Below are 12908 nucleotides of genomic sequence, written 5' to 3'. Positions count from 1 at the left end.
AACCCCGCACCCGAAGGAGCGGTCGCCATGCCCAGACCCGGTGGCCACGCGGTCCGGCGGCCGATCGTCCACACCTTCCCCGGCCAGGGCGACTTCCCGCTCTCCCCGCTGGCCCGCGCGCTGGCGACGGTGCCGCAACTGCGGGCGGCGGTGGCCGAGGTGTTCGGCGCCGCTGATCCGGCCGGCGCGCAGTTCGGGGTCCGGCCACTCGGGCCCCGGCTGCTCGGGCCCGCCCCGCCGACCGGTGCCCAGCTGGCCGCCGAGGCACCGGGGACGGCCCAACTCGCCCTGTTCGGCGTCTGCCTGGCGGTCCACCGGACCCTGGGCGTGCGCGGCCTGCCCGCCGACCGGCTGCTCGCGGTCAGCTTCGGCGAGCTCCCCGCGCTGACCGCCGCCGGCGCGCTGAGCGTGCCGGACGGCGCCCGACTCTCCTGCCGACTGGGGCAGTTGCTGCACAGCGCGGACGGCGGACTGACCGTGCTGCACGCCTCGGCTCCCCGGGTGCGCGCGCTGCTGGCCCGGTGCGGCACCCGCGAGGTGGTCGTCGCCTGTGTCAACGACCCCGGCGAGACCGTGGTGTCCGGACCGTCGGCAGCCCTGCTCGGCGCCGAACGGGCGGCCCGGGCGGCGGGGATCGAGACCGCCCGACTGCGACTGCCGTTCCGCGCGCACCATCCGGAACTGCACCGGCAGGCCGCCGAGTTCGAGTCCTACGCCCGTTCGCTGCCGTTCGCACCGCTGCGGCTGCCCGTGCACTCGGCGGTGGCCGGCCGCGCCTACACCCCGGCGAGTGACCTGCCGCGCGCGCTGGCGAACTGCCTGACCCGCCCGGCCGATGTGCCAACGGTCCTGCGCCAGGCGGCCGGACCGGGGACGCTCGTCCTGGAGACCGGCACCGGGCAGGCGCTCAGCGGCAGCGTCCGACGCGTGCTGCCGACCGCCGAAGTCCGCGCACCGGTGGCCGAGTCGAACTTCGCCGGCTCCCCCGGCCCGATCGGCGACGGCGGCATCGCCGCGCGGACCGACCCCGTGCGCAGAAGACGGCCGTGACTGCCATGACAGCCCTGACACCCCAGACAGCCCAGACAGCCCTGAGCGGAAGACCGGATCCGATGGACCAGTTCGAACGCACCGGGAAGCCGGTCGAGAGCCTCGCCACGAAGCCCACCACGAATCTCACCGAGCAGCTCACCGAGCGCCTCACCGGGAACCCCGCCGAGAGCCTCACCGCGAAGCTCACCGCGAAGCTCACCGAGAACCTCGGTGAACGCCTCGCCGAGCTGCTGACAGGCCGCCGGCTCGCCGCCGAACCGCACCCGCTGGCCGACGACCTCAGCGCCCATCTGACGCTCCGTCAACTCGCGGCCACGCTCCCGCCGGCCGCCGAGGTGTTCGCCGACCCCGCCCTGCTGGCCGCACTCAGCGCGGCCACGGCGCTGGCCGACCCGCCGCTCTACCAGACCTTCCTCTCCCACTACATCCTGTGCGCCGGCTCGGTGGCGCTGCTGGGTTCGCCCGACGCCGACCCCGGCGGGGAGCTCGCGCACGCCCACGCCAAGGGGTCGTTCCTGGTGACCGAGCTGGGCGACGCGAGCAGCCACCTGGGCACCCGCACCACAGCCCGATTCGACCCGGTGGCACGCGAGTTCACGCTGCACACGCCCGACCTGCGGGCCGCCAAGTTCTCCTCCGTCGCCGCCCGGGGGCTGCCGCAGAAGGCCGCCGTCTGCGCCCGGCTGATCTGCGGCGATCGGGACTCGGGAGTCTTCTCGTTCCTGGTCGACCTCACCGACGAGCGGGGCCGCCGGGTGCCCGGGGTGTCGATCTCCACCCCGATCACGCTCGACGCGCTGCCGCTGCCCTACGCCGCCGTGCGGTTCCAGCACCTGCGACTGCCGTACCGCAGCTGGCTGCGGGACGGTGCCACGCTGGCCGCCGACGGGACCCTGCACGATCCGGTCGGCGGCCCCCAGGCCCGGCTGCGGCGGACACTGGGCGTCGGCCAGGCACTCTGGGCCACGCTGCCGTCCGCGATGGCCGCGCTGGCCGCCCGAAGCGCCGTCCTCAGCTGGCGGTTCAGCGCGACCCGGCGCTCGCACGGCTCGCTGGCGCCCGGCGCGCCGGTGCTGGCCTACCGGACCCAGCAGCACGCCGTGATCGGGGCGTTGGCCGAGGCCTTCGCGCTGCGCCGGGCGGCGCAGGCGGCGCTCGGCTGCTGGACGGCGGCTCCCCCGGCCGCCGACGGTGCCGGTGCCGGTACCCGGGCGGCGGCCGGACCCGGGGCGCCGCACGCCATGACCTTCTCGCCCTGGGCGGCCGTCGACCCGTCGCTGGCCCTGCACAAGGCGCTGGCCACCCGGGCCACCGCGCGGCTGGTCGGCGAGTGCCAACACCGCTGCGGGGTGTCCGGCTTCTTCGCGGTCAACCGGCTCTCCGGCTACCTGGGCCTGGCCCGGGCGTTCGAGAACGCAGGCGGGGACAACACGCTGATCCTGCTCGACGCCGGCCGCGCACAGGCCGAGCAGCCGCCTGGGCCGGTGCCGCCGCCACCCCCGGCCGACCCCACCGACCCGGCCTGGTGGCCGGGCACCGTCGCCACGCTGCGGCACCGCCTGGCCGTCGAGCTCCGCACCGACCTGCGGCGCCACCAAGCCGACGGGGCAACCGGCCTGACGCTGTGGAACCCGCTGCTGGACCAGGCGCTGCGACTCGGCGAGGTGGCCGCCCAGGCCCTGGCAGCCGACGCGGTCACCGACCGGCTCGTCCCGGGCGACGCCCACGACCCGCTCTCCGCCCTCGCCGCACTGCACGGCCTGGTCCAGGCCCGCCGCCTGGCCGGACCGCTGCTCGCCACCGGGCTGCTCACCCCCGAGGCGGTGCGGCAGTTGCCCACCGCCATGGACCGCCTCTGCGACCAGCTGGCCCCGGTCCTGCCCGCGATCGCCGAAGCCCTCGACCCGGGCGCCACCCAGGCCGACGTCCCGCTCGGCGCACCCGACTACCCCGCCGCGCTGGTCGCCGCGCTCGACTGGTCGCGAGGTGCCCGATGACCCCGGACCCGGCCAACTCGCCCAGCCCGGCCGACGGCGGGCCCATCGGCATCCTCGGCATGGGCAGCTACCTGCCCGCCGAGGTGCGCGGCAACGAGGCGGTGGCCGCCGCGGCCGGGGTCAGCGCCGACTGGATCGCCGAGCGGACCGGGGTGCGCCGGCGCCATGTCGCCGCCCCCGACCAGGCCGCCTCCGACCTGGCCGCCCAAGCCGTCCGGGCCGCCTGCCTGGCCGCCGGGATCGGCCCGGCGGATCTCGGGCTGCTGATCGTCGCCACCTCCACGCCGGACGAGCTGGGCCCGGCCACCGCCTGCCGGGTACAGGCCCTGCTGGCGGCCGAGCAGGCGACCGCGCTGGACGTGAGCGCCGCCTGCTCCGGCTGGCTCTTCGCCACCAAGGTCGCCCACGACTGGCTGGCCGCCGACCCCGGGGCCGGGTACGCCGCCGTGGTGGGTGTCGAGGCCTACTCCAAGTTCATCGACCCGGCGAATCGCGGCACCGCCGTGCTCTTCGCCGACGGCGCGGCGGCGGCCGTGCTCGGCCCGGTGGCCCGGGGCGCCGGATTCCACGGCTTCCGGCTCGGCTCGGACGGCCGGGGCGCCCACCACGTGCTGATCCCGGCGGGCGGCAGCCGGCGGCCCGCCGGACCGGCCACCCTGGCCGACGGCGGCCATCACATCCAGATGGACGGCCGGGCGGTGCGCGACTTCATCACGGCGGTCTTCCCGCGCCTGGTCGCCGAGTGCCTGGCGGAGCACGGGCTGAAACTCGACGCGCTCGACGCCGTCATCGCCCACCAGCCCAACCCGGTGCTGCTGCGCCGGCTCGGCGCCGAACTCGGCATCCCGGACGATCGGTTGATCGTCACCGGGGACCGGACCGGCAACATCGGAGCCGCCTCGGCGCCGTTCGCGCTCGCCTCGGCCGCCGCCGCGCGAGCGCTGCCCGTCGGGGCCAAGGTGCTGATCTGCGTCTTCGGGGCCGGCCTGACCTGGGGCAGGACCCTGCTGACCTGGACCGGCGCCCCGGCCATCGCCCTGCCACCGACTGACCGACCGACTGACCGACCGACCGACTGACTGACTGACTGCGAGGAGTCCCGGATGAACACGCTCGACAGCTTCCGCCTCGACCACACCCGCGCGCTGATCACCGGTGCCTCGCGCGGGATCGGCCGCGCGGTGGCCCTCGCCTTCGCACAGGCGGGCGCCCAGCTGGCGCTGAGCGCCCGCAGCGAGCAGGCGCTGAAGGCGACCGCCGAGCAGGTCGCGGCGCTCGGCGCCAGCGCGGTGCTGGTGCCCGGCGACCTGGCCGTGCCCGACGAGCCCGGCTGGGTGGTCGACGAGGCGGCCCGGCTGCTCGGCGGCCTGGACGTGGTGGTGCACAACGCCGGCATCCTGCCCTCACTGCCGGACGGCACCCCGCTGCTGACGCCGCTTCAGCTGCTGCCTCAGCAGGCCTGGGACGAGGTGCTGGCGGTCAATCTGAACGCCACGGCGGCGCTCTGCCGCCACGCCCACCGGCACCTGGCGACGAGCGCGGCGAGTGCGGCAAGCGCGGCGAGCGGTGAGGCCAGGGGCACGACAAGGGACACCGCCAGCCTGGTGCTGATGTCCTCGCTGGCCGGGGTGATCGGCACGCCCATGATGGAGGCGTACGCGGCGTCCAAGGCCGCCCAGATCTCACTGGCCCGCAGCCTGGCGGTCGGCTGGGCCCGCCAGGGCATCCGGGTGAACGCGCTCTGCCCGGGGTGGACCCGCACCGACATGACGGCCTTCGCGCACACCAACGGCCCGCTCAGCGACTGGCTACTGGCCCACGTCCCGCTCGGCCGCTGGGCCGACCCCGAGGAGGTGGCCGCCGCCGCGCTCTTCCTGGCCTCCCCCGCCGCCGGCTACCTGACCGGCCAGGCCCTGCTGCTGGACGGCGGCGTCTCGGTCCCCGACGGCGGTCTGTCCGGCATCCCCAAGCCGCCCAGCCCGTTCGGCCCGGCCTGACGACGCGCCAGCGGCCACGCACCAGAGACCACGCGCCTCAGGCCACGCGCCGCAGGCCGCGCGCCGCAGCTTCTCAGCCCGGCCTGACGCACCCCGCCGCGCCGCGCTGCCCGGCCACCAGCCGGCCGAGCAGCGCCCGTGGCCCCGCCTCCACGAAGTCGGCGACGCCCGCCGCCCGCAGCCGGGCCACGCAGCAGCGGAACGGCACCGGGCGCACCAGGTGGTGGGTGACGCCGTCCCGGAACTCGGCCGCCGACCGGTACTCCCGGCCGGTCAGCGGGTCGTGCACCCGCACTCGGGGCGTCCGGAACTCCACCGTCCCGGCCAGCGCCCGGACCCCTCGCGCCACCGGCGCCAGCTCGGGGCTGTGGAAGAGCGTGCCGGTGGGCAGCAGGCTGCACCGGACGGCCTCGGCCCGGACCAGCGCCGCGAGCGCCACGACGGCCGGGCGCGGCCCGCTGACCACGCACTGCTCCGGCCCGTTGTCGCAGGCCAGGGCCAGCCCGGGCAGGGCAACCCGGACCAGCAGCCGCCGGGTCGCGGCGGCCGGCAGCCGCAGCGCCAGCAGCCCGCCCGCCGGCAGCCCCAGCTCGTCCCGCAGCCGCAGGCCGGCCAGCAGCAGGCGGGCCCCGTCACCGACCGTCAACACACCGGCGGCGGCGAAGGCGGCGAGCTCACCGAGGCTGTGCCCGAGGAGCAGCGGCGTCCGTGCCACCGTCACCCGGGGCTCGGCCAGCGCGCAGAACGCGACGGCCTGCGCATAGCCGGCCAGCTGGGCCACCGCCTCGTCCGACTGCGGCGCGGCACCAGCGCCGGCTCGGGCACCAGGTCCAGCGCCGGCTCGGGCACCGGCTCCCGCACCGGTTCGGGTGAGCAGCTCGGCCGCCGCCCCGCCCGGCGGCAGCGCCGCCAGCCCGGCCAGCACCTCGCGCACCTGCCACCGGTCGGCGTAGGGCGCGAGGCTGCCGGGCACCAGCGAGCCGATCCCCGGCACCAGCAGCACGCTCGGCGGCCCGTTCACGCCGGTGCGAAGGCGAGCACCGCGTTCTGCCCGCCGAAGCCCGCCGAGTCGGTCAGTGCGAGGCCGATCCGGGCCGGGCGCGGCGCGCCGTGCACCACGTCCAGGTCGATCTCGGGGTCCTGCTTGGCCAGGTTGGCGGTGGGCGGGATCAGCCCCTCGGCCACCGTCAGCACGGTCAGGGCGGCCTCGATCGCACCGGCCGCGCCGAGGGTGTGCCCGAGGGTGCCCTTGGCGGCGGTGACCGGCACGGCGCCGAACAGCCGGTGCAGGGTCCGTGCCTCGGCCAGGTCACCGAGCGGTGTCCCGGTCGCGTGCGCGTTGACGTGGTCGACCTCGGCCGGCCGCGCGCCCGCGTCCGCCAGCGCGCGGCGCAGCGCGAGTTCCAGGCCGACCCCGGCCGGGTGCGGGGTGGTCGGATGGTGGGCGTCGGCGGCGGCGCCGTACCCGACCAGGCGGCCGAGCACCCGCGCCCCGCGTGCCTTGGCGTCGGCGAGCCGCTCCAGGACCAGCACCGCCGCGCCCTCGGCCAGCACGAAGCCCTGCCGCTCGGCGTCGAACGGGCGGGAGGCGGCCGCCGGGCCCTGGCTGGCGGGCAGCGGCGCCAGCGCGTCCAGCCGGGCGAAGGCGGCGGCGGTCAGCCGGTCGACGGCCGCCTCCGTGCCGCCGGCCAGCGCCACATCGCAGGCGCCGGAGCGCAGCAGGTCGCGAGCCACCCCGATCGCGGTGGCACCCGAGGCGCACGCGGTGGCGACGGCCAGGCTGGGCCCGCGCACGCCGAGCGCGGCGGAGAGCTGCCCGGCACTCATGTTGGCCATCACCAGCGGCACGGTGAGCGGCGAGACCCGTCCGGCACCGTGCTCGGCGAGCAGCCCGGCCTGCCGGACCAGCGTGCCCACCCCGCCGAAGGCGGAGCCGGTGACCACGGCGACCCGGGTGGCGTCCCAGCCCGCCGGGTCGTGGCCGGCCTGGGTGACGGCCTCCTGGGCGGCGAGCAGCGCGAACTGGGTGAACCGGTCGGTCCGCCTGGCCAGGGCGGCACCGAGCCGCCCGACCGCGTCGAACGTCGGCACCCGGCAGGAGAAGTCCGGCCGCAGGCCGCGCAGCTCGGGATCGACGGCGGCGGTCGGCGCCCCCAGGCAGACCCGGCGCCAGCAGGCCTCGGCACCGATCCCGGCGGGGCTGACCACCCCGAGCCCGGTGACGGCGATCTCGGCGTTCCCCGCGGTCGCGGCGGTCGCGGCAGTCGTGACGGGGGTCGCGGTCACGGCAGCTGCGCCTTGGCGTCGTGCTCGGGCACGGCGCCGGACAGCTCGCCGAGCAGGTCGCCGATCCGCCCCAGCGAGGCGGCACCGGCCAACTCGCCGTCGGCGATGGCGAGGTCGAACTCCTCGGCGAGGATGTCGCTGAGCTCCACGACGGCCAGCGAGTCGAGGCCGAGTTCCTCCAGCGTCGCGGTCGGCACCAGCGCTTCGGCGGGCAGCTGGAAGGCGGAGACGAGGACCCGCGCGAGGACGGGGTGCACCTGGCTGGACATGACGTTCCTTCACGGGACGGGACACCGCGCTGCGCGGAGTGGGGAGTCACGGCCGGCCGGCGGAGGGTTCCGCGGGCCGTACCGCCATTAGCGCCCGCCGCGCCCGCGCACCGGAACGGCTCCCCGCTGCCGGGTGTGTTGCACGGCGCCGACTGTTGCGCGCCCAGGAGCCGCCGCGCGCTTCCGCGCGCCACCCGGGCGCGGGCGCGTGACGATGGAACGGTCGGTCCGGCCGGTCCGGCCGTCCGCGACGAGGAGGGTGGCAAGGTGTTCGAGCCCGAGGACATCAGGGAGTGGCGAGGCCACGACGTGGTCGACCCGGAGGGCCGCAAGATCGGTCCGCTGGAGGCGATCTACGTCGACACGCGCAGCGATCTGCCGGCCTTCGCCACCGTCACCGTCGGCATGCCGACCCGGCGCCGGCTGGCGTTCGTCCCGCTCACCGGTGCCACGGTCGGGCCGGGCTACCTGAAGGTGCGCTACCCGCGGAACCTGGTCAGGGACTCCCCGTCGATCGACACCGACGGCGTCCTGCCGGCCGAGGATGAACCGGCCGTCTTCGCGCACTACGAGCTGCCCTACGAGGCCGGCGCCGCCGGTGAACGCCGCCTGGCCCGCCCCTGACGGCGACCGCCCGCCGCCGTGCGCGACGCCCGCCACCCCGAGCAGCACCAGGAGGAGCAGCATGACCACCGCCGTCCTGATCACCGGCACCTCCTCCGGCATCGGCCACGCCACCGCCCAGCGGCTGACCCGCCGCCGTGAGCTGACCGTCTACGCCACCGCCCGCCGCCCCGAGACGCTCGCCGGTCTGGCCCAGGCCGGGGCGCACACGCAGGCCCTGGACGTCACCGACGAGGAGTCGATGGCCGCCGCCGTCCGCAGGATCGAGCGGGCCCACGGCTCGGTGGGCGTGCTGGTCAACAACGCCGGCTACGGAGCGTACGGCGCGATCGAGGAGGCCGGTCTGGACGCGGTCCGCCGGCAGTTCGAGACCAACCTGTTCGGCCCGGCCCGGCTGACCCAGCTGGTGCTGCCGGGGATGCGCGCGGCGGGCCGGGGCCGGATCGTCAACGTCGGCTCGATGGGCGGGCGGCTGGTCTTCCCGGTCGGCGGTTACTACCACGCCAGCAAGTACGCACTGGAGGCGCTCAGCGACGCGCTGCGCTTCGAGGTGGCGCCGTTCGGGATCAAGGTGAGCCTGATCGAACCCGGGGTGATCCGCACGTCCTTCGGCGACACCGCCGCCGCCACCCTGGCGGACTCCGCCGTCCCGGACGGCCCGTACGGCGCACTGACCGCCGCGAACGGGCGGCTGTTCGCCACCGCCTACCGCAACCGGCTGATCGCCGGCGAGCCGGCGGCGGTGGCCCGGGCGATCGAGCACGCCGTGCTGGCGGCCCGGCCGCGGTCACGCTACGTGGTCACCCCGGCCGCCATGGTGCTGGTGCAGACCCGGCGGCTGCTCGGTGCCCGCGTCTTCGACGCCCTGCTGCGGCGACAGTTCGGGTCCTGAGTTCGCCTGGTACGGGGTGAACGCGAGGGCGGGTGCGGGCGGACCGGATCGGCCGCCCGCACCCGCCCCTGCTGTCAGGCCGCGGCCGTACCGCTGCCGCCGTTGCCACGGCGGCCGAGCACGGCGCCGACCACCGCGCCGAGCACGCCGACCACGATGCCCGCGATGCCGAGCGCACGAGCGGTGGAGTCACTGTCGCTCTTCGGCGCAGCCACGGTGGTGCTGGTCGTGGCGGCGGGGGTGCTGGTGAGCTTCAGCACCGGCGCCGGGTGCTCGGGCTCGGGCTGGCCCGGCTTCTGCAGGTCGATCCAGCGCACGATGTTCCCGTCGCTGTACGTCTGCAGCGCCTTGAACACCACCTGGTCGGTGCCGTCGGGCAGCGCGCCGAAGTCGACGGTGAAGTCCTGGTAGTGGTTCGGCGTGATCTGCCCGCCGGTCCAGACGATCTGCGAGACGACGTCGGTGATGTCGCCGTCGTCGGTGTGGATCGGGGTGGCGAGCTTGACCGTCTGGATCTGGTCGGTCCAGCCGGGCACGGGGGCGACCAGCGCCGAGGGGATCGGGGTGTCGGTCGGGAAGTCGACCTCGACCTTCACCGTGTTGGCGTTGTCCTCCTCGTTGGGCACCCGGAACGCGAACGTCTGGTCGGTGGCGTCCTTCGAGACGCTCGGCGGCTGGACGGTGACGTGCGCGGAGGCGGGCCCGGCGACCAGCAGCACGGCGGCGCCGGCCAGCGCGGCAACAGCGGCGGCGCGACGGGAGCGGGACTGGCCGGAACGGGAGTGGCCCGAACGGGACTGCGGAGACCTGCGCATGATGATGTGTTCTCCGTACTGGGACATGGCACGCTGACGCCTGCCCTGGTGGGCGGCGGTGCGTGCGGAGGTGTGATCAGGTCAGGCGGAGGGGTCGGAAGCCGACCGGTCCGCCGGGTGGTCCCCGTCTGATCACCGAGTGCCGCAGTAGTGTCGAGGCCGGCCGCGACGCCGGCTCGCCGCAGCGGACGACCGCCCGCGTCGCCCCTCGCCACCGCGCCCCGAGACCCTCGCGCAGCGCGGCGCAGAGCGCGAGCAGCCGGCGCGGCGCCACCGCCCAGGCCCCGGCGGTGGTGACGGCGGCCCGCGCGGTGAGGCGGACCAACCGCCAGATCGCCGCCTCCCCCTGGCGCAGCCACCAGCCCGCCAGCACGGTCGCCACCAGGTGAGCGGCCAGCATGGCGGGGCTGAGGCCGAGCAGCAGCGCATGGGCCCAGCCGAGCGCGTGCGGCGCCACCGGGGCGGCGGCTGACGGCATACCAGGCATGGCGGGCATCGACGACATCCCCGGCATGCCGGCCATCCCCGGCGCCCCCGCCCCCTGCGCGAGGTGGAAGAGCAGGTGCAGTCCCAGTTGGGCCGCGCCCAGCGCGCCGGTGATCGTGGACAGCGAGCGCTCCCGCCGCCCCCCGCAGACCGCCGCCGCGCCCGTCAGCCCCCACCCGAGCAGCACCGCACCCGCCGGCACCGCGGCCCCGGAGGCCAGCGTGTGCCCGGCCACGGCCAGCACCACGCTGACCGTCGCGAAGGGCAGTGCCCGCAGTACGCGAAGGTCGAGCGCGGCGGCCCGGCCCGGCGCGGGCCCGGCCTCGGTTTCCGGGGCGGCAGTCATGGCCGGGACATCATGCCACCGTCCCCCTGCCGCGCGGGAGGAGTCCCCCGGATCCGCCGCACCGCACCTGCGGGCGGTCAGCCACCGTATCGACGCTGGCGGGCGGCGAAGCTGCGCACCGCCCGCAGGAAGTCGACCTCGCGGAAGGCCGGCCAGTATGCCTCGCAGAAGTACAACTCGGCGTAGGCACTCTGCCAGAGCAGGAAGTTGGACAGCCGCTGCTCCCCGCTGGTGCGGATCACCAGATCGGGATCGGGGCGCCCGGCCGTGTAGAGGTGGCGGGAGAGGTCCTCGGTGGTCAGGCTCGCCGCCAGGTCGGTCAGCGACTCCCCGGCCTCGGCGCGCTCCGTCATCAGTTCGCGCATGGCGTCGATCACCTCCTGGCGGCCGCCGTAGCCGATGGCGAGGGTGACGTGCGCGCCGGTGGCGCAGTCGCGGGTCGCGTCCACCGCGCACTTGAGGGCGTGCGCGGTGGAATCGGGCAGCGCGTCCAGGGTCCCGGCCAGGTGCACCCGCCAGCGGGCGTCGGGCCGGGCCAGCTTGTCGGCCACCACCTGCTCGATCAGCCGCATCAGGAAGGCGACCTCGGTGTCGCCGCGGCGCTGCAGGTTCTCGGTGGAGCAGACGAAGACGGTGACGTGCCTGATCTCCAGCGCCTCACACCAGGAGAGCACCTCCTCGACGTGCTCGGCGCCGTACCGGTGGCCGAGGCTGGGGCTGGCCATGCCCATCTGCTTGGCCCAGCGCCGGTTGCCGTCCATGATCAGCCCGACGTGCTCGGGCAGCCGGCCGCCCGGCCGCCCGCCGCGGGGCCGGAGCTGACGCCGCAGCCGGCGGGTGTAGAGGGCGTAGGGCAGGTCGGTGATCCGCATGACTCACGTCCGTTCAACAGAGTTCTGAGCAAAGGTTCTGACCATCAGCGATGGGCGCATAGTACACACCGCGTACTACGTGGCAAGTACTACTCGGTGCGTACTACCCGCCGCGTAGTATCGTGAGCGCGCCGGCCACGAGTGGAGGGAGCGCCAGGCGATGCAGGCGTACGACGCCCAGACGCTGGTGCTGTGCGTGCTGGCCGACGGGCCGCTGCACGGCTACGCCATCAACACGGCGATCGAGGAACTGGTCGGCGAACGGCTCGGGCCCGGCAGCCTCTACGGCGCGCTCACCCGGCTGGAGGCCAAGGAGCTCATCCAGCCCGCCGAGGGCCAGGGCCGCCAACGGCCGGTGCGGCTGACCCCGCTCGGCCGGCAGGTGCTGGAGCAGGAGCTGCGCGCCATGGCCAAGGTGGCCAGGGCCGGCCTGAAGAGCCTCGGGCTGAAGGCCACGTGAGGCTCCACCAGCTCCTGGTCAGGCTCTACCCCGGCGCGTTCCGCGAACGCTGGGGCGAGGCGCTGGAGGCCGAGACCCGGGCAGCCGGCTGGCGGTCCTGGCCCGGGCTGGTGCTCACTATGGCGGACCTGTGGCTGCACCCGCTGCTCTGGCCGGCCGACTCCCGCCTGCAACGGGGGCAGCGGGCGGCGACGCTGGCCGTGGCCGCCGCGCTGGTCAGTGCCGGGCTCGGGCAACTGGCCGCCGAGCAGGGCGCACCGCTGACGGCACGGATCGGCGGCCACTGGCCGGCCACCGCCTGGCTGGCCCTGCTCGTGCTCGGCCTGCTGCTGGTCGCTCCGCTGCCCCGGCTGACCGGCACCACGGCCCTGCTGCTCGCCGAGGTGGCGGTGCGCCGCCTCACCGGCCCGGCGCTGCTCGGCGCCGGCGCGCTGGCCGCCGCCCACCTGGGCCCGAGCGCGCTCGCCCCTTGCCCCTGGCGCGACGCCGTACTGGCCGCCCGCTGGGGCGCGATCGCGACCGGCGGTGTGCAGGGCTGCCGGATCCTGGCCTCCCTCACCGCGCCGGTGCTGGTCGCGCCCCGCTCCGGCCGGCTCCGCCTGGGCCTGGGCACGCTCGCCGCCGCGACCACGCTGGCCGGCGCCCTGGTACTGGGCTGTGCGGCGACTCACCCGCATCCCGGTCCGCTCGCCGTCGCGGCGGGCGCCGCACTGCTGCTCCCGGCCTGGACACTGGCGCGCACGCTGCGCGACCTGCGCTCCGTACCGATCGACTGAGACCGACCGGGCCCACCCGCCACCGGTGCGGGCCG

The 12908-nt window shown here is 76.1% G+C and carries 14 protein-coding genes; 8 read left to right on the top strand and 6 right to left on the bottom strand.

Annotation, left to right across the window (positions count from 1 at the left end; translation table 11 throughout):
- Nucleotides 1–27: 27 nt before the first annotated feature.
- From OG403_RS35020 to OG403_RS35005, 4 genes are all read left to right on the top strand, one after another.
- Nucleotides 28–1050: an ACP S-malonyltransferase gene (locus OG403_RS35020; RefSeq protein ID WP_329571628.1), complete on the top strand. Its 1023-nt coding sequence runs from the start codon at nucleotides 28–30 to the stop codon at nucleotides 1048–1050.
- A 62-nt stretch (nucleotides 1051–1112) separates the two neighbouring features.
- Nucleotides 1113–3050, top strand: a complete 1938-nt coding sequence (locus tag OG403_RS35015) for an acyl-CoA dehydrogenase family protein (RefSeq protein ID WP_329571626.1) — start codon at nucleotides 1113–1115, stop codon at nucleotides 3048–3050.
- Complete coding sequence (locus OG403_RS35010) at nucleotides 3047–4129, top strand: 3-oxoacyl-ACP synthase III family protein (protein WP_329571624.1); 1083 nt, start codon at nucleotides 3047–3049, stop codon at nucleotides 4127–4129. Before OG403_RS35015 ends, OG403_RS35010 begins: the two co-directional genes overlap by 4 nt.
- A gap of 24 nt (nucleotides 4130–4153) precedes the next feature.
- Complete coding sequence (locus tag OG403_RS35005) at nucleotides 4154–5047, top strand: SDR family NAD(P)-dependent oxidoreductase (RefSeq protein ID WP_329571622.1); 894 nt, start codon at nucleotides 4154–4156, stop codon at nucleotides 5045–5047.
- 73 nt (nucleotides 5048–5120) lie between these two features.
- Here OG403_RS35005 and OG403_RS35000 read toward each other — a convergent pair whose 3' ends face one another.
- The 3 genes from OG403_RS35000 to OG403_RS34990 are packed head-to-tail and all read right to left on the bottom strand — an operon-like array spanning nucleotide 5121 to nucleotide 7602.
- Nucleotides 5121–6068, bottom strand: coding sequence for an ACP S-malonyltransferase (locus OG403_RS35000; protein ID WP_329571621.1), 948 nt, complete (start codon nucleotides 6066–6068; stop codon nucleotides 5121–5123).
- Nucleotides 6065–7333, bottom strand: coding sequence for a beta-ketoacyl-[acyl-carrier-protein] synthase family protein (locus OG403_RS34995; RefSeq protein WP_329571619.1), 1269 nt, complete (start codon nucleotides 7331–7333; stop codon nucleotides 6065–6067). Before OG403_RS34995 ends, OG403_RS35000 begins: the two co-directional genes overlap by 4 nt.
- Entirely contained in the window at nucleotides 7330–7602 is a 273-nt protein-coding gene (locus OG403_RS34990; protein WP_329571617.1) for an acyl carrier protein, read from the bottom strand. Before OG403_RS34990 ends, OG403_RS34995 begins: the two co-directional genes overlap by 4 nt.
- Nucleotides 7603–7869: 267 nt before the next feature.
- On the opposite strand from OG403_RS34990, the gene OG403_RS34985 reads away from it, so the two are divergent.
- Both OG403_RS34985 and OG403_RS34980 read left to right on the top strand, forming a co-directional pair.
- On the top strand, nucleotides 7870–8226 hold the full coding sequence (locus tag OG403_RS34985) for a PRC-barrel domain-containing protein (protein WP_329571615.1): 357 nt from the start codon (nucleotides 7870–7872) through the stop codon (nucleotides 8224–8226).
- A gap of 61 nt (nucleotides 8227–8287) precedes the next feature.
- On the top strand, nucleotides 8288–9118 hold the full coding sequence (locus OG403_RS34980) for an oxidoreductase (protein WP_329571613.1): 831 nt from the start codon (nucleotides 8288–8290) through the stop codon (nucleotides 9116–9118).
- A gap of 74 nt (nucleotides 9119–9192) precedes the next feature.
- Here OG403_RS34980 and OG403_RS34975 read toward each other — a convergent pair whose 3' ends face one another.
- From OG403_RS34975 to uppS, 3 genes are all read right to left on the bottom strand, one after another.
- A complete protein-coding gene (locus tag OG403_RS34975) occupies nucleotides 9193–9960 on the bottom strand; it encodes a YcnI family copper-binding membrane protein (protein ID WP_329571611.1) in 768 nt (255 codons plus the stop codon).
- 49 nt (nucleotides 9961–10009) lie between these two features.
- Complete coding sequence (locus tag OG403_RS34970) at nucleotides 10010–10765, bottom strand: hypothetical protein (RefSeq protein WP_329571609.1); 756 nt, start codon at nucleotides 10763–10765, stop codon at nucleotides 10010–10012.
- Nucleotides 10766–10842: 77 nt separating this feature from the next.
- Nucleotides 10843–11637, bottom strand: a complete 795-nt coding sequence (uppS, locus tag OG403_RS34965) for a polyprenyl diphosphate synthase (RefSeq protein WP_329571607.1) — start codon at nucleotides 11635–11637, stop codon at nucleotides 10843–10845.
- A gap of 160 nt (nucleotides 11638–11797) precedes the next feature.
- Here uppS and OG403_RS34960 point away from each other — a divergent pair, with 160 nt between their 5' ends.
- Both OG403_RS34960 and OG403_RS34955 read left to right on the top strand, forming a co-directional pair.
- Nucleotides 11798–12097, top strand: coding sequence for a PadR family transcriptional regulator (locus OG403_RS34960; protein ID WP_329571606.1), 300 nt, complete (start codon nucleotides 11798–11800; stop codon nucleotides 12095–12097).
- A complete protein-coding gene (locus tag OG403_RS34955) occupies nucleotides 12094–12873 on the top strand; it encodes a hypothetical protein (protein WP_329571604.1) in 780 nt (259 codons plus the stop codon). The genes OG403_RS34960 and OG403_RS34955 overlap by 4 nt, the downstream gene beginning before the upstream one ends.
- Nucleotides 12874–12908 lie beyond the last annotated feature (35 nt).

The organism is Kitasatospora sp. NBC_01266, assembly GCF_036242395.1.
Taxonomy (GTDB): Bacteria; Actinomycetota; Actinomycetes; order Streptomycetales; family Streptomycetaceae; genus Kitasatospora.
Note: the sequence above shows the minus strand (reverse complement) of the source record. Positions and strands in the feature narration are given on the sequence as shown.

Coding starts and splice junctions, on each gene's coding strand:
- OG403_RS35010 (WP_329571624.1), top strand. CDS start 3,047: ATGACCCCGGACCCGGCCAACTCGCCCAGCCCGGCCGACGGCGGGCCC.
- OG403_RS35020 (WP_329571628.1), top strand. CDS start 28: ATGCCCAGACCCGGTGGCCACGCGGTCCGGCGGCCGATCGTCCACACC.
- OG403_RS34970 (WP_329571609.1), bottom strand. CDS start 10,765: ATGACTGCCGCCCCGGAAACCGAGGCCGGGCCCGCGCCGGGCCGGGCC.
- uppS (WP_329571607.1), bottom strand. CDS start 11,637: ATGCGGATCACCGACCTGCCCTACGCCCTCTACACCCGCCGGCTGCGG.
- OG403_RS34980 (WP_329571613.1), top strand. CDS start 8,288: ATGACCACCGCCGTCCTGATCACCGGCACCTCCTCCGGCATCGGCCAC.
- OG403_RS35005 (WP_329571622.1), top strand. CDS start 4,154: ATGAACACGCTCGACAGCTTCCGCCTCGACCACACCCGCGCGCTGATC.
- OG403_RS34990 (WP_329571617.1), bottom strand. CDS start 7,602: ATGTCCAGCCAGGTGCACCCCGTCCTCGCGCGGGTCCTCGTCTCCGCC.
- OG403_RS35015 (WP_329571626.1), top strand. CDS start 1,113: ATGGACCAGTTCGAACGCACCGGGAAGCCGGTCGAGAGCCTCGCCACG.
- OG403_RS34975 (WP_329571611.1), bottom strand. CDS start 9,960: ATGTCCCAGTACGGAGAACACATCATCATGCGCAGGTCTCCGCAGTCC.
- OG403_RS34960 (WP_329571606.1), top strand. CDS start 11,798: ATGCAGGCGTACGACGCCCAGACGCTGGTGCTGTGCGTGCTGGCCGAC.